Genomic DNA, 24,003 nt, shown 5'->3' on the forward strand with positions numbered 1-24,003 from the left:
GCGGCCATGTAGCTTGCAGTATCTGATGCGGCCATGTAGCTTGCAGTATCTGATTGACTTTGTACCCATAAAAATATTTTTTGACGTTTTGACAAGTACAAAATAAAGTATTAGTTTCCATATTGACAAGTGTAAATTGTCAAAAAGTACAAATAGTTCATCAAAATGGCCGTTTTGACTACCTTTAAGACTAGCAACACTGCGCCATTATGGATATCGGCAAAAACATCAAAAAAATAAGAGAACAAAAAAGCCTCATGCAAAAGGAAGTCGCCGCTGCTGCGGGCGTTCACACTTCCAACTATAGCAAGATTGAAAAAGGAGAACGGGAACCTTCCATTGAAGCCCTGGATAAAATTGCACGCCTGTTCGGTATGACCATCGATGAACTAATCCATTTTGAAGGCAGGATACCCAAAGAAGTGAAGATCGAAGACAAAACGATTTCGGAGAAGCTACGTCTGATTGAACAACTCGAAGACGAAGACAGGCAAGCATTATACCGGGTTATTGATACAATGCTCACCAAGTCTAAGTTTAAAGATTTCTTTCAAAAAAATATTGCCGACATGTAAAATGGTCACTAACACAATATCTAATAATGCAAATGGCTTTTATAAGCCTTGCCATAATCTACATAATATTCAAAATTATAATTGCCTTCTGAGTATCCACTACTTAATAAAAAAATATATTTTTTCTCTCTATTATGGATAGTATCTTTCAAATATTCATTTTCATAAAACTCAAAAATTTGATTTGCGCTATCCTTACTTACGAGCTCAAAAAAAGTAAATGTTTGATTAGGATATGCCGTTCCTTGCCTAATAGGTAAAGCGCTAAAACATTTTCCATCTTTCGGAATAGAATAAATAATACACCCATCTTTACCATACTGTTTTTGACCGTTCTTCTGATTAAAATAAACAGTAACCTTTCCAACATACCCACTTGGAATAAAATGTTTCTCGCAATGTAATGCGTTATCGCATGACACCAACATAATACTTAAACCAACAACAATAAACCATAAACTTATTCTCATACTAAGGAATTTTCTTTCCAGGTAAATCTCTCGCTGCAGAGGCATTGGATGTTTGTGCATTATAAGTCGCAGGACTCACTACAACGTCATTCCCATTTCTATCCTTGGTATAAACACCATTAAAATTCCCATCTTGATCTGTAGAAATCTTGGTATTAAATGTTCTTGAAAGAGATAGCTCTGAACCCGATAGTGCTTGAAGTATATTACTTTTTGCAGGCGAAGTATAGGCACCTATAAATAATTTTGTACCGTTCGCATCTTCAATAAATGATTCAAATGCAGGAAAACCTTTCCCTATCAAGCTATAAGAAACATTTATATATCCATCTGATATATGATTATCTATAGATGTTTTTCCCGTCCAAACTATCGGCTGATCAATCAATGAACTAATCGGGTCAAGTATAGGAAATGGCGCAAGTGGAGCCTGCCCTTCAATTCTCGCCTTTACTGAAACTTCACTTCCATTACGTTGTGCATCCCACATGTTAATTTCTGGATTTACTATTGGTGCAGTCTTCAATGCCTCTCCTGTTTTTCCATCATACCTTATTGTATTGCCAAATTGTTTAGCAGCTGTCAAGGTAGCTTTTGCAGTAGATATATCTACAGTTATTGCAGTGGACACTTTAGTCTTGATCATATCATCTGACAAAATCGAAAATCCGCGGTGATCTCCAGAATATTTATACAGCCCTCCAGTGGCGATCTCTCCAAAAAACTCCCAAGGAGCAAAACTTCTTTGATGTATAATATATTTTTCTAGCCCATCTAAATCTATGCTTCTAATTACATCCCCCTCAGCGTACGAATATGGACTATTCCATGGGTAAGATTTCGCCAACGGATCTACTGATAAGAACTTCCCGATACGTGGATCGTAGATTCGCATCCCATAATCCTGCTGATTMCCTTCCCCCTTCACTTCATTATCATTCTCCTTCCCGTTAAACCCATACCTATAACCTCCTGGATTCAAACTCCACTTCCTCCCCACCATCTGCATCCCAAACGGCGCATAATCAGACATACTATACACAGTAGCATTCTGCCCTGCCTGCTGATTTGAAATACTCGCCAGCACATTCCCAAGATGGTTTGACAGCTCGTAACGTGTGAGATTCGCCTGATTCCACAAAGTAGTTGGGTTACCGGCGGTGCCAGTTACCTGCATATCCGGCAGCCACATACCTACGCGGGAACTTCCATACAGGTGCTGCTCTTTCCAGTACGTTTGAGCATCACCGTTACGGTTCCCGTACACAGCCAGCGTATTTCCCTGTGCATCACGGAGATACCATGTTTTGGAGCTGACGCCTGACTTCAGATATTCCTTGTAAATACGGTTACCCGCAACATCGTACTTATATGACAAAGAACTTCCGTCACTGAAAGTAATACTTTTTATTTTACCATAAACAGACCAATTTATATTCCCGATTCCGGCAGCCTGGTCTTTCACCAGGTTACCGATTTTATCATAGGTATAGTTATCGACCGCCATATTGTCCAGGTCGGACTGATATGCCGCATTTCTCACTGTATCGCGAATGTGGCGAAGGGTATTTGCGATAAGATTACCTTCAGTATCGCGTGGATAGAAATAGCTCATAGAATCCATCGCGAGGCTGCTATCACGTGTTCCGTTTCTCAGGTAACCCAAGATGTTGCCGTTTCCATCATAGCTGATATCTTCTTTATAATCTTCTACCCGTTGCGTTGTTCCCCAGGTGGTGGCGCCCGCAGTTGGCTGGTGTTGACGCATACGCACTAAACGATTCAACTGATCGTAACGGTAACTATAACCTATGGGGTTGCCAGCGTTAAATTTCGATAGTGCGACTGTCGTCCTGCTGATATTTCCATTAAACAAATCCTGACCGGTAATATCGGTGGTACCAGCCACATACTTCGTACCTAATGCTGTTGCGCCGACTCCTCCAATAGGTTTGTAATCCCCTGTGAAATAATCGAGCGTATAGGCCATTACGTCTTTGGCAACCGTAGCGGTGGGCGCAGCAGGCAAAGCATCCTGGCCAATATCATTAGCCGGGGTAAGACCGGTTCCATTGATGGCTTTGAGCCAGCCCTGCAGCGTATAGGCATAATCGATGCCCTGCACACTGTTTTCTCCTATTACCGTACGCGCTAACGGACCATGTTTATAATAACGATAATAAGCATCTGTAACAGGGGTGGTGATGTCCCAGTTATTTCCAACGTAGGCAATACCGCTTTTAGCTTTTACAATCCTGTTTTCTGCATCATATTTATAGTTATAGATAAACTGATCCGGCTTGGATTGTTGATAACGAACCGCATTGACTTTACCACTCACCAGGTCGTAGCCGTAATCGATCTTTTTCATTTCATACAAACCGTATAGCTTCTGCCACATCGTGTTCACATTACCCAGGGCATCATAACTATAATAGCTACCTTGTTCCACGGTTCCTTCTGTCTCCAGGTAAACGCTGGCAGCTACCCTGCTACGGAGGTTCTGCTGCGGGTACAACGCGCCATCCAATATGGCTACATCATAGAAAGTCCGCGTGATCTGAGAATTAGTGCCCGACACATAGAATAGGTTCAAATCAGCATCCGTCACAAATCCAGACATCCCGGTATTCCGGGCATTTGCTTTCTCCCCTACTTCTATAATGCGATTTAAACCATCATATTTTGTATAACTAAACTTATTTGTCACCAGGGCCTGATTGGCATTACGGGAAGCCACTAAACGCCCTTTTGCATCATAACTGAAGTAACTGTTATTGGCATCAGGTGAATATTGTTGTACTACCTTGCCCAACGAATTATAAGCATAATCCGTAGTTAAGCGATGCCGGGGATAAATGCTGCTCATCACTCCTTCTGTTGTTCCTGCGCCAGGAACAGTCGTAGGTGATCCGGCGTCCGGCGTATTGAACCGCCCCCAGGAGATTGTGTCTCTTAATAGTCCCGTTGCATAAGCTGCCGCCAATCCCAGACAAACTTCTTTAGCATTGGCCGCAATTTCAGCGGTTGTAAGCAAACGCTTATACATTCTTAATTGCCGCAAATAAGAAAGGTTCTGCGCAAATATGGCGCTACCACTACTTGCTGATGTAATATCCCAGTCGCAGCCACTCATAGGAACATTGGAAACGGCAGGACAACTTACGCCATTTACAAATACACTGATAGCCCCACTGCTATCAAGATCAGGCCCCTGTAAAACCAGATGTGTCCATTGCTTAAGTGGTGTTAACGCACTAATGTTTACATCTATCGCATTAGAAACTACCATTAATGCAGCACCCGGGTCTGTAGCACTTAACTTATACACCTCTACACGCAGATAATCCCCATCTATACAAACATTTAAATATGCCTTTCCTCCCGCGGGAGTAAGCACCTGAGTGCCATCTCCATCAGGATTATACAACCACATTTCTATAGACTGGTTAGCGCCTGTAAGCGCTGTACCCAGCCGGCTAAGTGTAGTATCAACATTCGTATTATTCTGGGGACCGCCATAGTTGCACTGACTATAGTCGCCACGACGAGCATCGTCAATCTGAGAGAGCAACGAGGTATCCTCAATCAGATCCACTCCTTCGGGAGGAACTGTACGCAACAGGCTACCTGCCTGATCATAGTAGTAAAGGGTATAATGATAAATTTGCTGAGAAGTGCTCAGGTTTACTTTCGAACGAACAGCGCTGCAAACATTTACATACTGCTTACGGAAATCCAGTTTTACCGAATCTATGTAAATAGTATATGCCCTGTTGGCGCCTGCAATAGCGCCATCTATGAGCGTATACATGCAGTTATAGGGATCACTTTTCACGGTGCTATAAACAGGGCTGTTACACAGGGTTTCAGCAGCGCTGGTTTGCAAAAGCTTTCTATAATTATCATAGTCAGAAAAGCTCAGTGTAAAACCCCACTTTTGATTGAGATAATTACGATAAACATTTTTATAGTTACTGTGTAGAGAATCTACCGTATTACCCATCGCTACCTTAAAATCATTCCTGGCAGTCCAGAACTCTGCGGCAGTAATACATCCTTTCGCCGTACCATCCAGGAACACAGGCAATTTAATATCGCGGTCAATCAGGTAACGACAGTTATTACATCCTTTAAGAAGTGCATCCAATTCAGCCGAGATAATGGTCATCCCCTTACCATACTTCGATAGCAGGAAATTGTAGAAGGTGGCACCTGGCTGTGTTGATTGTTGCTCCTGTTTTAAAGCATTCAATTTGGTGCAGATAGCAGCATCTGTTGCACTGATGGTTCTGGTAACTGTTTGCGCCTTTACATTTGCTGGATAAGGTACATCCATCAGCCATGGACTACATAGCATGTCAAATGAAGTTAGCGAGAGATAACGTTTCAATACCTGTTCAAAAGATGAATCCCCGTCAGTATTTGTTTTTCCGCCCAGTGTTGTACTTGATCCATATATATGATCCATATCTCCTCCCAGAGAACATATTTCAGTGAGACGGGTACGGAAAGTTTGTTTAATAGCTGGACTGAGCGCATTGTATTTGGTATATCCGGACAACTTATTCAGTAAATTATCAACGGCAACATCACAGGCTACCTTAATTTGTGAACTTACTGCATACCTTGCATCTTCCAATAGGCTAGCTGTATCTACTGTTTCCGGAACTTTGTAGTCGATAGTGAGTATACGACTTTTCTTATTCGCATATTCGGCCGGGCATGCAGGAGGAAAGTTAGGGGTGCCCGTGCAGCTGATATATGGGCCATCTACAATCTGATCGTTTACCGGTACCAAAAATGATTTCATTCCGGGATTATCTGAAGTGAAATAAACAGATGGCGCTGTGGTCCTTGTCCGGAAAGAAACGGTAATGAGAATACCCGGAACAATCAACTTATTAGCGGGTGGATAGACATATACGATTCCCGTATTTCCGGAGCGGGTAAACATGCTGGCCGTAAAGTCATTGCAATCGTAATAATGTACAGGCGACTGTCCTATTTTACAACTGCCCTGACAGTAAAATGAATCCCTCAGTTGCTGATAATATTTTGCCTTCAGCTCCAGATACATATTCATGTATAACAGCCACTCCCTGTCCGGAACACGGCAACTGGCATTGGGTGCACACTGATTCCACCTGGTGAGGTCACTTATCTTACTGCCACTGTTGGTAGTACTGGTAGAATCAGAACAATACAGCAGATAATCTACATACTTCGACAGATTCTTCGTATTGACACTTCCGCCAGGAACATTTAAAACCCTATAACTATAATTATCCAGATCAGCTTTAAATGAGTCATAATAACTCTCTCCCTTTCCTCCTACTGCAAAAAATGGATCAGCAGCCAGCAGCCAGGAGCCATCAGTAGTACTATATGACATTCCTGCCTTAATCAGCGGGATATCTGCTGTAGTCGTATAGATCTGCTCTAACCGCTGATCCCATGATTTATAGTTGGCATGATCATTACAAAACTTCAGGGCACAATATTCCGGGTGAAATGGTACAAACTTGTCGCCCCAGTCCGGCTGCCAGTATTTCACCAACATCTGTAAAGTGAAAGACTGATCGTATGGAGACATATAGCTACCATCATCCAGCTGAAATTTGCTGGCTTCATACATCGCATCTCCCGGCAGTTTTACCGGAAATGAATCACGCCAATGTTGATTGAGGACATTGATGCCGGCCTCCAGCGGGTAACCTGCACTATCAAATAAAGCATACTGTCCACCGGGGCTAACATCCTGCGCCATCATCCTTCTCAACTGATCACAGGGCGACGATAAACAGGTAGTGCGCAATGACTGGCAATTACTGTACAAAGCATCGTACAATCCTCCTGCCCATGTATTAATAGCAGCCAGGTTAACAACTGTATCCACTCCATTCTGGAACATCCGCTTTTTCAGCCCAAGCATAAAATCAGGCTTCGCACCCAACGCATCTTTACAGGTAGTACACTCTGAAAAACATCCTGAAAAGTCTTCTTTCTTCACCTGTTCCATTACAAACTGGAACTGCGTTTTCAGGTTGGTATTCCGGGTAATGAAATCATTGGTATATGCTTCTATCACACGCGGATTAAGCGCCAATTCAAACGTAATATAGTATTCTCCTATCCTGCTGAATGATGCGGTAAATGAGGTATCGTAAGTTCCCGTTTTATTGCAATCGGATAAATCACTGCCCGTTTTTACATTATTGAGCGTCAGTATCTTATTATTACAATCATCACTCACACTGATCTTCATCTCGTAATAACAATTACTGCAAATAGTAACTCCATTCTGCACATACTTTTTAATCAGCTTCTCCATACTAAAACTAAAAGAAGCCGCAGGATCCGGGGCAGATGCGAGGTAAGTGGTAGTAGCAGTTAATTTCAGCGTAGAAGGATCAAATACAAATCTTTCCGGTTGTAATAAAACGATACTCTTCCTTACTGCAGCCGGCTTAGAAGATAAGGCCAGCAGCGATGTATCAGGAGGATTACCGGAAAGGGCCGTTGCCACTGTTTTACCGGCGGAATTCTGATAGGAAATACTGATCTGTCCATTGGGATCTATCACCATATTCTTCAGATAGTGATCTGCAAATCCTGCATCATTTCCAAACAAGCGGTCCAGTTCCCATTGCTCCGGTTTTCCATAGTAATACCTGGATGTATGATTAAGCGAGGTAGACGCATTAGGCTGAAAAGCAGCTCCTACGCCCCCTTTTACTGCTACCCTGCCTGTATTATCCGGGGTATAGGAAGTGACAGCGAATGGAAAACCTTCCGCATCCGGAATGTATTTATTATAAGGATCACTGCTTAGAAAACGGTTTTGGGCAGAATAATATTTAGCCGCCCCGGTATCTGTTTTTAAGGGGTCAGGTACTCCAATACAGGCACCTGTTAGTCCTTTAAATATATTGTTATAGGTATAAGCATTTCCTGCGGCATTTCTGCTAAAAGCAGGGTAATAAGTTAATACTCCCGAACCAGCAGGAGCAGGTAATATATTGGCGACTGGCCGTCCAAACTGGTCATACACATTTTCCTGTACTACAGATACCATATCACTGTTATTAACAGTAACCGTTTGCCTGTTACGCAGGGTACCATCAAAGTAGCTCACCACTTCTTTTTTCTTTCCCTCTTCCGCATAACTGGCATCGTATTGCCAGTTAAGTCCTGGCTGATGCCAGCCATTACTAAGCACTACCACTGCCGGCACGGTAACACCATCCGATTTAATCTGGTAACTCCAGCTGCCTTCGTTGCGGTAGCCATTACTTTCATCTACTGTACGCATACGTATCAGTAAATATTTGGTGTTATGTACCAACGAAATAACATAACTGTTTGTTTCTACCGTAACGCGGGTGGCATTATTACGAAACATCGGCGCCAATACAGTGGCAGAAGCACCTGTTCCTGCCTGCGCCAGTATATCTCCATTGGCTGATTCATCATCTATAAATGTCCACTCCAGGTCATACTTTTGTGCGCCGGGTATAACATCCCAATTAACTGATACCGCATTAGGCGTTGCAATGATAGCTGCCCTCGCTGATATACCACCACCCCCATTTGCTTCCTCTGTATTTATGTTTACAGACGGTATCAGGGTTTGATCTCCATGCGGGAGATAATCCCGATCGACAATCACCTTTGCCTCCAGCGTGAATGCTGCCGGCAGGTCCGGTAATTCGCTGCTGCTGATATCATTTACAGAGATCTTTATTCTGTAGGCATCCTTGAACTCATACTGTGCCGCCAGCTGATACACGGCACCCGCCGTGGTATCATAGTTAATATCCAGCTTTACATGTTCTATCGTGATCGGAAGATCCTGTCCGGGCTGACTCCAGTATTCTACTTTCAGATCCGCCTTACAGGAAAAAGGTTTATTAATACCTGTCAGCGCATCCGTATTCATCCGGAAGGTGATCACATTATACACACTATTATTGCGGATAACGTTCCAATCATAGGCCGGATTCTGAAACTTTTCATCCTTCACCAGCAAGGTATCACCTTTCTTCAGCTTGCCTTCTATCTTTTGCTGATAGGGCTCTATCGCAGCCATGGTTTTACCCATAGCTGCCAACAACAACAGTAATGCGATAGAAATGATCGCGGATAATTTAATAAATCGCTTTATAAAAGCCATATTTCACAGGCATTAAACGGGATTAACACTAGAATAAACTGATCAGGGTATAGTCTGCATAAGCAGCAGCCGGCTTCCAACCTGAAGTCCCCTTCACCAGGTAAGTTCCTGTTCTGAGTAAAGCCATCGGAATGTCTTTCTCTTTCCACAGGTCTACAGACATTTTGACTTCTTTATCCATGGCAGTATTCAATGGATCATTAAGATTGGTGAGTCTCATATACACCCCCCTTAATACCCTTGCACCGGGATCATAATCATAACGATACTCTTTGCAGGTAATGTGATTCGGACATAGTAACCGCACAGTTGTTTGCTCCGGAACGACCTTGGTATCGATGGTATAATGGTCATTTCTCCAAATATCCACCATACTATCTGTCGCCATTTTGAAAGGAGAAATTATTGTCCTGGCAGGGCCCACAAACATTTTCTTTGTGTTCTTACTAACTGTGATGTATATATCCTCCAGCGCAACCATCTCTACATCTCCGGTTTGGTAGTACAGTTCATTCCCTTTTCTGCAAAACCGGAACGGACTGTGAAGTGTTGATGAACTATCTGCAGGATCACGCGCATCCAGGGAACCTGTCATATATAACTCGTGACAGGAATCTATCCGTGCGTATACTCCCATTAACTCTCTTAACATATTCTCATCTTCCCGCTTATACACCACTCCCTTATCTGCCACCGGGGCAACAACAGGGATTGGCCTTGAGCGATACATCCAGTGTGGTACACCAGCAAATGCCATCACCACACCGGTAAGTATCAGGATAGGGATCAATATTTTTAATGAAAATGTAATCTTCTTCATAGCAAGAGATTCAATCAGTTTAATTATTTATAATTTGCGATATACAGAACGGCTTTCTTTCAGGGTCATTACTCCACGATCGGTCTCTTTCTTTACCCTTTCCAGTGTTCCTTCTTCATCGTATTCATAAAATGTAGCAAAATTATTCTCATCCATTTCTGCCATTAACCGCAGCGTCTTTTCATCATATGCATATGTTTTAATAGTAGCATAGTTTGGAAATATGCGTATATCGTCAATAGCGGCAGAGGAAGATGCGGGAATCTTCAACTGGAGTGTAGTCGTACCAGCGGGGATATTAATTTCTCCCTCTACCAGCTTCCAGCCTTCTACGGTGGCTTTCCGCGTTAATACCACATTCACATTATTGGCTGACAAACTAATTCCCGGCAGGCTGTTTCCGTTACTGCCATCTTTCACCCAGGCCGAGAAAATGTAAGTCCTTGAGGGCTGAGGCTCAAAACCATTGGGGTAAATGCCTTTGGTGAGCTTACGTATGTATTGACCAAATGCATCCTTACCGAGGTAGGCGCCGTCTCCGGCCAGATGCTCCAGTGAATGCACATTCGTAGTTAACTCAATGGCTTTTGTGAGCTTGAGGGAATAATTGCCCGTATGTGCATCATCCGACTTAATATAGGTTTGATAATTACTTCCCAGTAGGGAATGAATATCAAAACTATCTGCACTACAGGAAAATGCGCCGCAGATACCATTAAATGTATAATCCTCAAAACCATCAAAATAGATCTCTCTTCTCATGGCATTTGCGGCTACTGCAACCGGAACGGCCCCTCTGTAACCAAAAGCCGCACTGCTATACCGTAATAAGGCATCTTTATTTTCCTGTTCCTGCCCATATTTATCATACAGGGTTACATACCGGCTGGTCACCCATTTGGTATTGGGGGTTAATGCCGGCTCTCCTTTTACACCAGTGGCATCAAAATACCAATAAGACTTAAATGAGTTAAAATAACCGCTATTGCGAAGATCCAGGCCTGTATTTTTCTTTGAAAAAATCTGCTGATCAACCCTGTTTACTTCATAGGCCTTTTCTTCTGACACACGCCAGTTTCCTAAAACACCTGCCAGGTATGGATTAACGATAAGTGCGGATCTGGAATCACATACATAGGGAGAATCACAGATGCCGGGTAAAGTCCCCGACATACATCCATATCTGGATATCCTCCGGTTATTTCCATCCAGTATATAGGTATTCACCTTTGTTCCCGGGTTCAAAAGGTTCTTCGTTGAAAATAGAATAATCCCCTCACCTACCTGACTCAGGTCCATGTTATACAATACATCCGGTGAGTAACGGTATATTTCCACTCCCACAGATCCATGATTAGTTATATTTGGAATTTCAGGAAAAGACTTGTTAAAGAACTCCAGTCTTAACCGGTGCTTGCCTGCTGTAAGCCCCATTGGCACTACTGCCCAATTATATAAATTATAACCATAAGGAGCACTATCCGGTATACTTACTACGGCTACATCGTCTATATATACTCTGCATAAATCATCTACACCAAAGCCAATTCCATATGTTCCCGCAGCAGGTACATTAAAACAGGTTTCCAGCCCCATCCAGGTATTAAAAATGACATTTTCTGCCTTATCTAACCATATCCCACTCCTGTTCAGTGGTCCGCACATACCCAGTCTTGCCGCGGCAGCTAGAAATGAAAAACTGGCAGTGCCACAATTTCCGCCCCAAAAATCACTTTTCCTGTTAACTGTCGAATTATTAGCCAATTTAAAATCTGTCCCATTCTGGCTATACCCTGCGTCCAATACTCCCTTTGCCAATTTCAGTGTATCATTCGGATTCTCTACAGGTAAAAGGTCACATCGGGTACCATCCTCGCTCACTACATATCCGGGAGGACAGCTATAGCAAATCTTCGCACCCCATTCTTCTTCATACAATGCCACTTTAGCATCCAATACTTTATATGAAGTAGCGTCTGCCGAAGAAAAAACACCCAACGTGTTGCCTGCTATCGGATTCTTCATGCATACTATTGTACCTGCGGTTGCCCCTAATTGGTTTCTGAATCCGGAACGTGATATTTTTACCTGGCTACTTAAATTTCTGACGAGGCTACCGCCATCATCCGTCAACCGTAATCTATTTACCGGATCACTGGCTGTTGGAGAATTAATTACCCAATATCTTCTATTGGCAATCTTCAGATCCATTATTTCATCTCCACCAGTCAACAGCGCCGCATACCTGGGATCAATCAGTCCATTATTGTCTGTAGTAAAATTATTTATTACGGTATTTACATTCTTGTAGGCGCCGGCCATCTGTCCGTATCTCCAATAAGCCGGCAGGTTTACGGAATATACCGGATCATTAAATTCGTTGTTTGTCCGGGTAACCACTGCCTGTCCTGTATTACGGTCGAACACCATCGTTGAGGAGGTAACTGTTGAGCCATTAATTGTTTTTACCACCTTGTCAATGATGCCCGTTTGTTGTACTGTTTTAAGCACCGAAGCAGAACGGAACAATCTATAGTTATCATTATCTTTTCGCGGCCAATGCGGAATAGGAAGCGCCCAGGCGAAAAATGGAATTACATCTACTCCCAATTGTACAGTAGTTCCCACATTTTTACTTTCCTGCTCCCGCATATCTGTCACCATTTCTATTTCCCTGCCCAACACTTCTGCCGGGTTGATATTTCCCTTTTCATCTACTGTGGTAACGGTATTATTCAGCTTACGTTTACCTGCATCCAGCGGATCTGATTTATAATAATAAAGTGAAGAAGATATTTCCGCGCCACTCTGGTTAAAGACTCTTTCTGCTTTGGGCTTACCATGCATATCATTTAACCAGATCACATATCCCTGAGACATAGCCAGTTCATATACCTGGCTACCACCAGAGAAAGTAGCCCAACCAGAAGGACCTCTCTGGCGCACATCCGGCCGCGCCTGTGATGCTACAATTACCGGGTAATCCTTCGCAGTGTAAAACTCATGCTGCAGCCATCCGGTTGTTTTTACCGGATCTGCATTCCCGGATGCATCCAGGTCTCTGACAATCACATTGCTATATCCTACCTGTGGAGCCGGGAACAAACTTTCCCCAAATGGTTCTTCGAGATAAAAATAATTCGTCAATGTACCTCTCGATTCCTGGCTGTAAGGGACCGGCATGCGCATGGGGTTTTCATCTGCACCAATAGAGGGTTCATAAGAGGCGACTCCACTACTGATCATTTGCCCTCCGTTGTCGATACGATATTCGTATTGCTGACCATACCCGGCAGCAGGAGCGCTATTATTACTCATAATATCCCAGCTATCCGTCATCCGGATCTTTCTGACCCTCGCCGGACCTCCTATCTTTATTCCATCTCCTTTGACAACCCGGGCAAAGCTCTTATTCAGATTAAAATTGATTCCGAAATCACTGTCACGGGCCCGCTCATTGAAATTCTTTCTTAGCTCACTCAGGTTCCCGATGGCATTAACAATTGCCGTCAATGCCCTTTCAATGCCGGTTTCACTCTGTATCCTGTCTTCATATCCGGGATATGCATATTTGGGATATTCCAGTCTCATTTTCTGCCAGGCAGCCATAATAAAAGGGTTGGCTGTAACACCTCCTTCCGATACATCTTTAAAGACAATGTTATAGGTACCGTCATTATTATTCTTCACTTTCACCACTTCTGCATAACAGGATATGTTATCAAAAGTGCTGTCGGCATTATTGCTGGTATTATCCGTCACATTTACATTCATTTTCACATAGAAATCGTTCCTGCCATTCAGATAATCCGTAACAAAATTCCTGAGTATACTGGGGTCATCCGCTCCTCTCAATGGACCTGGTGCTACTATTTTAATACCGTGCGCATCTCTCAGATTCCCCGTCGTGGTACCTGTACTATCTTTTATCATGGCTTTAATGCCAAGCATCTGCATTGCTTTTCTATCCTGCACATAGGCATAGTCACCGGCCTCATACTCCACATTAATTTCTCCTCCCGTTGGTAACTTTACTTTAGTGAGGTTCCATTTTTTTGCGTTACTGTTGGCCAACGTAGTGTCCTGAATAGTATAAGGAAATTCATCATTTCTCATGCTCCCAAATCCACCGGTGGTGTTAGCCGTTACAGGTTTAAAACTTCCCCACCGATCCGATGACATTAAAGCATATGCCTGATTGTTGGCATATTCGAAAGTGTAGGGATGATGTGTGCCTTTTCGCGAAGCACCATAAGTAGAGTAGATCTTCTTCAGGGTTAACTTGCCACCGCCATTAATGCTATTGGGCACTCCCGGGCAAAGCGAATAATCATATTCAAAAAAGGTCGTTTTAATCGGCTGCGATAAATCACTTTTGGAATACAGCCTTATTTCCTTCAACCTTCTTTGCTTCACATTTTTATTTACTTTCCCATACATATCGTTTACACCCAAAGCATCTTCCCGGTCTTCTGTAATAAAATAAGCAATCTTGGTTTTCGTTTCTATTGAATTCAGGTACCATAGTTCCTTTTCTCCATAAACCACATTTCCTTTATCATCGTCTCCGTCGGCATTAAGTCCCCGGTTATACATCGCTTTACCTTCCTGCATTGGTGAACGCCAGGAAAATTTGGTATTTACTTTTGAGTAGTTGAACTTTACAGCTGTACCTAAATCATCGTCTGTGATACCGTTGTTAGTCAGATCTACATAGTCAGGGCTCAATATGGAGGTAAGCAAAAATGAAGAAGCATATCCTGGTTGTGTTTCATGCTGGTAAAATTGATCTTTACCATAGTTATGCATAATTTCTCCGTTGGCGTCAAGATCCATCTGGATCAGGTTGTCCTTCGTATATTTTACACTGTCTCTATAGGCAGGCTTCACGGCAAAAGTATACTCATCCTGGCGAATGGTATAAACAGGCAAACCATACACCGCTCTTTTACCATCGCTTTCCGTTACTGTTATTTCAGAAAGATGATATCCTTTTTTATTCAACGTTCTGCTGAAGTTCTGTGCCACTTCCGGACCACATGTCGGCGGTGTTTTCAAAGTTGAATCATAAAACTTATAAGAAGGATAGGTAGCTTTATAGAATATCTTCGAAGCTTCTTCAGCTGTAAGATAACTCACCGGTGACACCCTCATCTGACGCCCGTTCTTTTTATAAGTACCCGATGGAATATAGCTGTTCCCCTTGTCATCCTGTAACTGTGCCAATGCAGTTCTATCAGACAACGACACCGCCACCATTTTTTCTCCCTGTATCTTGTTTACATAGGCAGCATCATCCACGGTTTGTTCACTCATCATTTTAAAATATGCCTGCTCTTCCTGTACTTTGGTGGTATCTCCTTTATAATCTGCTACAGATAAGAAAGCATTATTTCGCTGCCACTTCCTGGTGGTGTTATTAATGTTCTGATTATACAACTGTACTCCTCCATGGAAATAAGCCCCAAAACCGTAATCAGCTCCAATAGAAAAGTTTTCTGACTGATCTTCTGCATTCGGATCAAATACCACAGCGGTATTTCCTCTCTGCAACCTGAACTGCCCACTCCCCATCTGATTGGTATATGAAAATACGTCAGGAGTAGATACCGGTACTGCTATATTGGGCAGATTGGGTATAACGGGGTTATCTTTCTCCCGCATAAAATCCATGACAGACTCTTTTACATTGGTGCCACGATTTGCATACAAATAACCATACTCCGCATTCGTATGTGTATCATTAAGCACACTTTGCTTGCTCATATACCCGGTCAATCCCGCACCACCAAATATTGTAAACCCTGTTCCTCCCACCGTCAGGGAATAGGATTGGCTGGATAATTTATTCCCAAAGTTAATCTTAGGACTGAACGGTGGCGTATTATAGATATAGCTCCGGCCAGATTCAAATTGTAATTTCTCTACCCCAAAGGAATTAGACAGCGTCAGTTCCTTGAGTCCTTCCCTGGTATTATAGCTCAGGTTAGCGGAGACGCCAGTAGAAATGGCAGCAGAAGTGCCGAAACTCACACCACCTGTAGCCGTTACGCCACTATTGGTATTGGAATTAAATCCGGCATTCAATCCTGCGGTCAAAAAGCCACTATTTACTAATCCCAGAGATAATCCTGCATTCACCCCAAACTCAGCCCCCATCCCGGTGTAACTATCGCTGAATACACCTACGGAAATCTCTCCCGATACTTTCGCCACATCCAGACCTTTCAACTCCAACCGTACTTTTCCTGTTCCGCCATATACATACCTGTTGGCTACCGAGTGTTTCGTTTTAATAATATCACCTGAAAAATCATCGGGAACACCTCTTAACTGCCGGTTGACAGCACCTACATTTAAATTCCATCCCAGTCCTACCCAACTAGCCTCATCATCAATACCAACACCGGAAGCATAGTTAATATTAACAGGGTATCCATCAATATCCATTAACGGAATATTGTATTTAAATCCCCCTGAAAACAGGTCCACCATATCATTGGTCCTGTAGGCCGCAAATTGCTTATGCTCTGGTTGTGACGGGCCTGAGGTAAGGGCCAGCGTTTGGAGAGGTATCAGGTTCTCCAAAGTCAGCAGTGACAAAAAGAAAAATGCCAGTGTTTTCTTAATCTTTATACTCTTTATAATCATAGCCTGTGGCTTAAAGAATCAGCAATAAGGATATATTTTCTCTCCAGCGGAAATACCAACCGGGTATTGGTAAACAACCAATCTTTAAACACAAACATGGCCTGTTGTACCGGCAACATAGGTCTGCGCTCAAAAATGACCAGGTATGTAATTCCTGAAAGATTGCCGTTAGCAATACGTTCAGCGGATACAGGAGCAAGTGTATCGCGGTTTAAGATGAGCTGGAACAGTGTATCTACGCCATACGAAGCCAGTTTTTCATTCACCGTCACCTGTTTACTTCCATTCACATTTACCCGGAAAGCCATCTCTGTAGCATCTTCTTCTTCATGCAGGCCGGCCTGCTTTTCCCAACCCAATGGCAGATAGGTAAGTCTTACTTTGGTATCTCCTATCTGTTTATCCTGCACAAGTCGACTCTGTGCATCCTGCATGAGATTTTTCACCTGCTCCCTGTTATTATTGCAAGCCAGCAATAGTAAACAGCAAGCGTTCAATATTAAAAAGTGCTTCATGATTTTATTCCATATCATTTTTAAAAAGAAACCTTAATTGTTTTGTTTCGCCATCGGGAAGTTTAACTTCCAACAGGTAGTAATAACCATCGGTGAATGTGCTGTTGTCGGACAGGTCGATAGTAACGTGATTAATACCTCTGTCCAGTAATACTACCGGCAGTTTTTTAACTACCTGCTCAGGTTTAGTGATACAGGAAATACGATACTCCAGTTTTGCTTTATCGTAGATGTTCTTCACAGCGAATAACAACTGGCCGCGGGCCACATAGAAATTTCCTTTTACCAGATCCTCAATGTCTCTAAAGCTTTCCGGTACCTTACTGGCAACGCTATCTGTACATTTTACTTTGAAAGTCCACATCTCAGAATTAGCCAGCACCATATCATTGCGATACGCTGTTACCTGCCATATATATTCCTGTCCTTCTGTTAGCTCGCGGGTAGCCGGCGGGAAAAACAGCATGGGCATCTGTATATATTGCTGGTTAATCAAGGGCATATTATAACGCAGTGCTTCCACCTTGGCCTGTCCCGGTTTTAGTAATGTCAATATCAGGCGATACTGCATACCTGGTATAGCAGGCAGCATCGGTTGCCAGTAAAAGGTTGGTCGCTTATCGCATATCGCATCTTCATCAGCCGGCGCAGAAAGCATCAATGGGGAAAAAGGCTGGAGATAATAATCAAAGCATTGCTGAGATACGGCTTCTCCTGTATGCCCCCCTTCATCCAGCAATTCGAAACAATATTCATAGTCGCCCTCTGTAAAAAAACCGGATTGACGACATATGTCAGCCAGTTTATTACTGCCAAAAACAATGCTGGCACCACCCATTAATCCGGCTGGCAATGGATTAATACCAGCCTGTAATTCAAAAGGTTTTGTCTTGATAGTGACGATCTGCCCCACCTGCTGAGCAGTTACCGTTACCTGCAATCTTACCAGCGATTTCTGCCCACTGCTATTGGCCAGTCTTACCTGAAATAATCCATCCAGTGTACGCCCATGTACTTCCGGCAGAAATGTAAAAGCTACCTGTGCGAAGGAGTGCTGAATTGAAAATAATAGCACGAAGATGGACCAGCATATTAAGTTCCGCATATACTACTTGTTCAATTGATAGTTTAAAGAAAGTTGTGTGCTGAAATTGCCAAAAAGGTAATTCCGGGCGGTATTCAGGAGTTGTTTCCTGGCATCAGCATACAGGTTTACATTCAACCGGCTTAGTAACACGGTGCTTACCGTTTGCCTGATGCCTAATTGCCGGACTACATCTTTATTATCGAGATAGGTAATTCCACTACTACAGGACAACATTTTACCCAGCTGATAACTCCATCCGGTTTCTGCTGTCAGCAGGTTGCCATAGAGGGCCTGATCTTTCAGATCCTTATTATAGAAAAGGCTGACGGTGAGGATATGTGTATTTACCAGGATACTGTGGTTGAGGTTAAAATTCACCAACATACTCTTCAGCGGCGCCATTTCCATTTGTTGCAGACTAAAGCTGAAATTATTATTCTGAGACAGGGAAAACAATTTGCCGCTCAGCTGTGAGCCTACTTTTATCTGCCGGTTCAGATAACCGGTTTCGGTTAACTTTTCGGAGATACGTTTCATCATTGACTGTTCAATCTGACCAGTCAATGAAAAATTCTTTTTTATCCTGATACGGGTGTCAATACTATATTGGCGATTTCTGTATTTGCTATTCGTAAGCGGTGAGGTATTCATATCTCTCATATCCATTCTGAGGCCTACAGTAATCTTACGCTTATTCCATGATCTCTTCAGGTTTCCGCCATAGCGAATAGTTCCCCGGCTTGCGCTGGCAGATGCCGGATTGCTGTACCCCAACCCGGAATAGCTGACATAGGCACGTTGTGTCATATTGGCAACACGTACCTCTCCACTGTAATCGAGTCCTACAGAAAGGGTTTCCCAGAAATCATTCAACAAAGTAAAAGCAGCTGTCTTGGAGGATAATGCGTAACTATTTCCGGTCGCTGAATTATTGAATTGGGTATTAGATTTCGAGAGTTCAAACTTCACATTCCCATATTCTCCCAGGTCAATTTGTTCAGAAAAAGCCCCTACAAAAATATTTCTTGCCAGGCTTTGTGTATTAAACTGTCGTAATGCCTGATTTTTTGTATTGGCATTTACCATGGCAACGTGACTATGCTCGTTATTGATATCGCCGGCTCCCATTTGAACAAACTGCATCGAATAGGCCCCGGGATCAAGTGAAGACGTGAAGTTCAGGTCTTTTATGTCCCCGCCGCTGCTTTTGGTACCTGCCCCCAGCATTAGGAATTTATTATTGTTTAAAAACGATCCTTGTGCACCTGACATAAACAAATCCTGCACCCCTCCTTTACTACCGGAAGCAGCGATATTACCTATATCAAGACTTTTTGCCTGCAGTAATATTTTTTGAAGAAAATTCAGTGGCAACAGGTTCTTGATATTCCGCTTCTGTGTTTCAACATCCTGTAGACGCCCGTTCAGTGATCCTGTGATTTTGTGTTGGGCGGTAAATGTTTCTTTTGCGGCTAATCCTTCATTTATATTTGTTTTAAGACTCCTGACACTTTCCAGGTAATGTCTTGCAGCAAGGATAGTTCTACCATGCGCATCAGTGGCCATTAAAGTCGTATCAGGTATTTTTCCGCTCAATTCTTCCGCATTCAGTTGCAGCACTTTGTTATCCAGTAGCAAATGGGTAATCTGGCTGCTATCCAGGTATACGAGTTGTTCTGCTGACACAAGATTCTTAAACGCAGCGGCTTTTTGCGCATCCACCATTTGCTCCATATCTGACTGAATGGAAGCTATACGTTGCGATGTGAAGGACTTCAGCGCAGATGTCACATCTATATCTCCCAGAAAATATTTGTTGAGGTTATAGCTTTTTTCCACGTAAGCATTCATCCGTTGCATATAAGCATCCTTGTCGAATGAAAACTGTTTCAGTTGCTGATCCAGGAAATTACGGTCAGGCGTACTAAATCCCGATAAATTAGTAAAATGAACATTTACAGGAATATTACCAACTACTATATTATCTTCCAGGTTAACAAGAAACCCGGCTGGAGCTGTTGCTCCTGGGGCATTATCAGTAAAAGCACTTGCACTGATCTCTTTCACATGATTATCCCAGGCACCTTTTTGCATGACAGACCTGGCATTGAGATCATTTTTCAGCGCATAAAACCCCCTCATTTTGGCGTTCAGGTAATTGGTAATCCGCCCGGTATCCTTTAGCAGCGCATAGCCTTTTTGAAGACGCTGTAATTCTTTAGCGCCGTGCACCTGACTTACATGTTGATAGAATTGTGATTGCGCAGCTTCATTTAAACCGTGTAATCCGTTCATTTGTGAAACGGGTGGCCGGATACCGATGGACTTCCCAATTGCCCGTGCGTTAAGGGAGTCAATGATGGCTGTTCTTAGTATCGGATTATTAACATCTGTTGCTTTAGATACCTGCTGCGCCACCGTTAGTGAAGGCAACAGTATTATATATAGCAGGAGTTGAAGGGGCCGGGATAAATTTTGCATGCGATTATCAGTTTTCCTGTAAAATGAGGCTTCTAAAAGTGACTTGTTTCATAGATGTTTGTATCCTTTTTTTGGAATTTTATAACAGCTTAAATCAGATGTGATGTACAAACAAGCAAAACAAGCTACAAAACTTCATGACATAGGGTTTTAAACACATTACTGAGTGTATAAATTATTTTAATAAAGAAATTCCTGTTTATAAAATAAACGGTACCTGTCCAATGCTGCTACGTCAATTTCAACCCCGCTTATGACTCTAAAGCGCAGGCTCATTTTCTGCAAAACTATTTGGAGCGCTCAAAAGGCTAATTAAATTTGAGAAAAAATCCACTGACAAAAACGAGAACAAGGACTAACAAAGCATATTTCATGGTACTGTACTTAAATACAAATCAATTAACTTTTCATGTGACTATTATGGTTAAACAAAGAAAGCAACAACTATTATTGCCACAATCAAACTGATACAATATAAGTCGCTACACACTTCTCAAAAAAGAGAGGCTGCAAGATATGTCTACAAATCAACAACTTCTATAACACTTTAGTGTAAAATCTCTCGTTGTTGTTTACTGTAAAGTGAAATTAAGTGCAAGGAACGCATCCTATTTGCGTAATCTTTCATTCATTTCATAAAAAGAAAAAACGATCCGCATTAGATAATGATTGATCAGACATGATAAGTTCATCTGAAATTCGGGATGAGACATACCAAACCGCCCCGGCTCACTTTTTAAAGGATTTTTTCAACTTTAATCCTCGATGTAGTTATAGGCTTACCCTTTTCTTATATGCCTTAAATGCTTCTTTAACAAGCGTCGCTAACGGATTCAAGTGCATACCATGTCGGTATACCTTTTGCCGTAGCTAAATGCAATCATTTTCGCAGGAAGGTCAAGCTGTTCCAGTATCTCAGGTAAGAGTTTCAAAGCACTTCTCTAAGTAACAAACTGTTTTCAGCAACAGTTTTTGGGTATCCCGAAAGAAAAGTATCTATCAATTGCTCACTCATCATTAAAATGAATTTAATCCTTTAGTCCAAATTCGTTTCCATCTGAGACGGGATGTAACCTGCTCTATGACTACTTCATTCTTTACCCTGATTAAATAACATAGTTATCACACCATCTCTATAAAAATCATTACTATTTCATCATCTCAATTCCCGCACGGTAATCTGCTCTTCCTCTCCCATCATCCAGGAATCACCTTTCACCGTCACCTGATCACCTGCTTTCACTGTTTTGTATTGGGAAGGATCTTTCAGATTAGCATGGCTCACGGTGGCGGAATATACCTTTCCATCTTCGCTTACCACTTTGGCGGTATAACCATCCTTCCCACTTACTACTTCTTTTACTTTACCGGTGATTTCCTTTACCGGCTTTTCGCTTTCAGTCGGCTTGGCGGGCGTTTCTTTAATAGTAGCAGAATCGCTGGCGGGCTGTTTGGGAGGTGTCTGATTACAGGCAGTCATCAGAAGAAAAGCAAAAATCCCCGGGGTTATCATGTGTTTTTTCATAGCAATTGATTTGTGCGTAAATATACTCCTAATGGGAAGATATCATATTAAAATCAAAAAATCCCTTCATCGCTGAAGGGATTACGTCCACTTGATAAAATGACGTTAGCGCCGGATCAAGCCCACCTCCATAGGAAGCAACTCATTGGTAAAGCTTCCCGCAAGAATGGCCGGGTCCTGCGCTGCAACCTGCCGGGCACTATCTTCCGAATCAACTTCTATGATACCGAGTCCATATACACCGGCGGGATCGAATACAGGCCCAAACACAACGGCTATACGCTTATCCGTCAAAGCTGTCCAGTAAGCGATATGCCGGTCCATCGTTTCTTTTTCTTCTGCAGTAGTATCCAGGTGAAACGTAGGACGGGGCGGGATTAATTTATACAGGTAGTACATGTTATTGATGTTGTAAGCCTATTCTGTTGCCGTCTATATCTTTGAACATGCCTACATAGCCGGCACCTTCTCCCAGGAAAGTTTTCTCCATCAGCACTTGTCCGCCTGCGGCATCAACGCGATGGAGAATTTCATTGAGGTCTTTACCTCCATCCAGGTAAATAAGTATACCCGATGCGGCCGGCTTGTAATCGGCTCMCTCCACCAAAGCCCCGCTGTTGTAAGTATCTTCCGTAGGGAACAACGCGTATTGCAGTCCGTTCATCTCCATCTGGCAAAATTTAAGCGCTTTAAAAATAGCACTGTAAAACGTAGTAGCCCTGCCGATGTCGGCAACAGGAATTTCTACCCAATTGATCAAATGTTTCATGATGCAGTGTTTTAAAACAAAATTGGTACATCGGCAGGAGATAAAATTGTAAAAAACGGAAGTACCCCGTACTTTTGTTAAAAGGCAGGAACATGCATCTCCGCTGCTACGCCATACACCCCTTATTAAAAGAATATATCCTGCGGATATTTCTACTGGAACACGACAGCAATTTAAAAGAAGAAGATTTAAAGCTCATTGTCCCTAATGGCTTGCCGAAAATCGTTATCCCATTCAGCAATGGAATCAGCAGTATTATCAATGGGGTTCATCAGTGCTCCGGAGAAAAAAAGCTTACGCTGATCGGGAATTCAGAGGTGTATTCTCATGTGTCACAGACCTACGACAGCGGCTTTCAGACTATCGGTATAGAATTCAGTCCCAGGGGAGCGTATCGCTTTTTCCGTTTTGACTTGCAGGAAATCGCCAATTGCGCCATGACATTTGACACTGTTTTTGGCAGCAAAACAAATGAATTGCAGGAGAAAATCAATGATGCGAAAACAGTCGACATCTGCATCCATACCCTACAGGAATTTCTTCTTAAAAATCTGGATATAACAGCAGAAGATCCGCTGATTACCTGCCTCGTAGAACAGATCATGCAAAAGCAGGGAATGTTATCGGTAGGTCAACTCGAAAAAATATCCGGTTATAGTAGTCGTTGGCTGCGTATGAAATTTTTGCAGAAAGTAGGCATCTCCCCTAAAGCATTTACGTCTGTTATCCGGTTCCAGCAGTTTTATAGCATCTATACCCAGCAGGCGGATATCCGGCAAGTATCAAAGGAGTTCTATCATTACTATTACGACCAGTCTCATTTCATAAAAGACTTCAGAAAATATACCGGCTTGCCACCCGGCAAATTTCATCAACAGGAAAATGAGTACGGGAGAATATTTTATAAAAACAGGCCCTTCTGATACACGGGCCT

12 protein-coding genes are annotated in these 24,003 nt (G+C 42.6%); 2 read left to right on the top strand and 10 right to left on the bottom strand.

Annotated elements, in window-relative coordinates:
• Positions 1-209 precede the first annotated feature (209 nt).
• Positions 210-575 (top strand): helix-turn-helix domain-containing protein, encoded by a 366-nt coding sequence (locus tag AC1DCV_RS15325; RefSeq protein WP_477023946.1) that lies wholly within the window; start codon positions 210-212, stop codon positions 573-575.
• A gap of 20 nt (positions 576-595) precedes the next feature.
• Here the strand turns inward: AC1DCV_RS15325 and AC1DCV_RS15330 are convergent, their stop codons facing one another.
• The 10 genes from AC1DCV_RS15330 to AC1DCV_RS15375 all read right to left on the bottom strand — a co-directional run bounded on the left by AC1DCV_RS15330 (position 596) and on the right by AC1DCV_RS15375 (position 23,069).
• Entirely contained in the window at positions 596-1,045 is a 450-nt protein-coding gene (locus AC1DCV_RS15330) for a DUF6843 domain-containing protein (protein WP_477023947.1), read from the bottom strand.
• A gap of 1 nt (position 1,046) precedes the next feature.
• A complete protein-coding gene (locus AC1DCV_RS15335) occupies positions 1,047-9,221 on the bottom strand; it encodes an RHS repeat-associated core domain-containing protein (RefSeq protein WP_477023948.1) in 8,175 nt (2,724 codons plus the stop codon).
• A 28-nt stretch (positions 9,222-9,249) separates the two neighbouring features.
• On the bottom strand, positions 9,250-10,041 hold the full coding sequence (locus AC1DCV_RS15340) for a hypothetical protein (RefSeq protein WP_477023949.1): 792 nt from the start codon (positions 10,039-10,041) through the stop codon (positions 9,250-9,252).
• Positions 10,042-10,068: 27 nt separating this feature from the next.
• Positions 10,069-16,692 carry a hypothetical protein gene (locus AC1DCV_RS15345; RefSeq protein ID WP_477023950.1) on the bottom strand — a complete coding sequence of 2,208 codons (6,624 nt, stop codon included), beginning with the start codon at positions 16,690-16,692 and terminating at the stop codon, positions 10,069-10,071.
• Entirely contained in the window at positions 16,689-17,207 is a 519-nt protein-coding gene (locus AC1DCV_RS15350) for a hypothetical protein (RefSeq protein WP_477023951.1), read from the bottom strand. The genes AC1DCV_RS15345 and AC1DCV_RS15350 overlap by 4 nt, the downstream gene beginning before the upstream one ends.
• A gap of 4 nt (positions 17,208-17,211) precedes the next feature.
• On the bottom strand, positions 17,212-18,312 hold the full coding sequence (locus tag AC1DCV_RS15355) for a hypothetical protein (protein ID WP_477023952.1): 1,101 nt from the start codon (positions 18,310-18,312) through the stop codon (positions 17,212-17,214).
• 3 nt (positions 18,313-18,315) lie between these two features.
• Positions 18,316-20,775: a hypothetical protein gene (locus AC1DCV_RS15360; RefSeq protein WP_477023953.1), complete on the bottom strand. Its 2,460-nt coding sequence runs from the start codon at positions 20,773-20,775 to the stop codon at positions 18,316-18,318.
• A 1,156-nt stretch (positions 20,776-21,931) separates the two neighbouring features.
• A complete protein-coding gene (locus AC1DCV_RS15365) occupies positions 21,932-22,300 on the bottom strand; it encodes a hypothetical protein (protein ID WP_477023954.1) in 369 nt (122 codons plus the stop codon).
• A gap of 105 nt (positions 22,301-22,405) precedes the next feature.
• On the bottom strand, positions 22,406-22,699 hold the full coding sequence (locus AC1DCV_RS15370; RefSeq protein WP_477023955.1) for a YciI family protein: 294 nt from the start codon (positions 22,697-22,699) through the stop codon (positions 22,406-22,408).
• A gap of 1 nt (position 22,700) precedes the next feature.
• Positions 22,701-23,069 (bottom strand): VOC family protein, encoded by a 369-nt coding sequence (locus tag AC1DCV_RS15375; protein ID WP_477023956.1) that lies wholly within the window; start codon positions 23,067-23,069, stop codon positions 22,701-22,703.
• Positions 23,070-23,161: 92 nt separating this feature from the next.
• Here AC1DCV_RS15375 and AC1DCV_RS15380 point away from each other — a divergent pair, with 92 nt between their 5' ends.
• The gene (locus AC1DCV_RS15380) at positions 23,162-23,992 is read left to right on the top strand and encodes a helix-turn-helix domain-containing protein (RefSeq protein WP_477023957.1); all 831 of its coding nucleotides are present in this window, start codon (positions 23,162-23,164) and stop codon (positions 23,990-23,992) included.
• Positions 23,993-24,003: the final 11 nt, after the last annotated feature.

The organism is Chitinophaga sp. 10T418 (genome assembly GCF_056394125.1).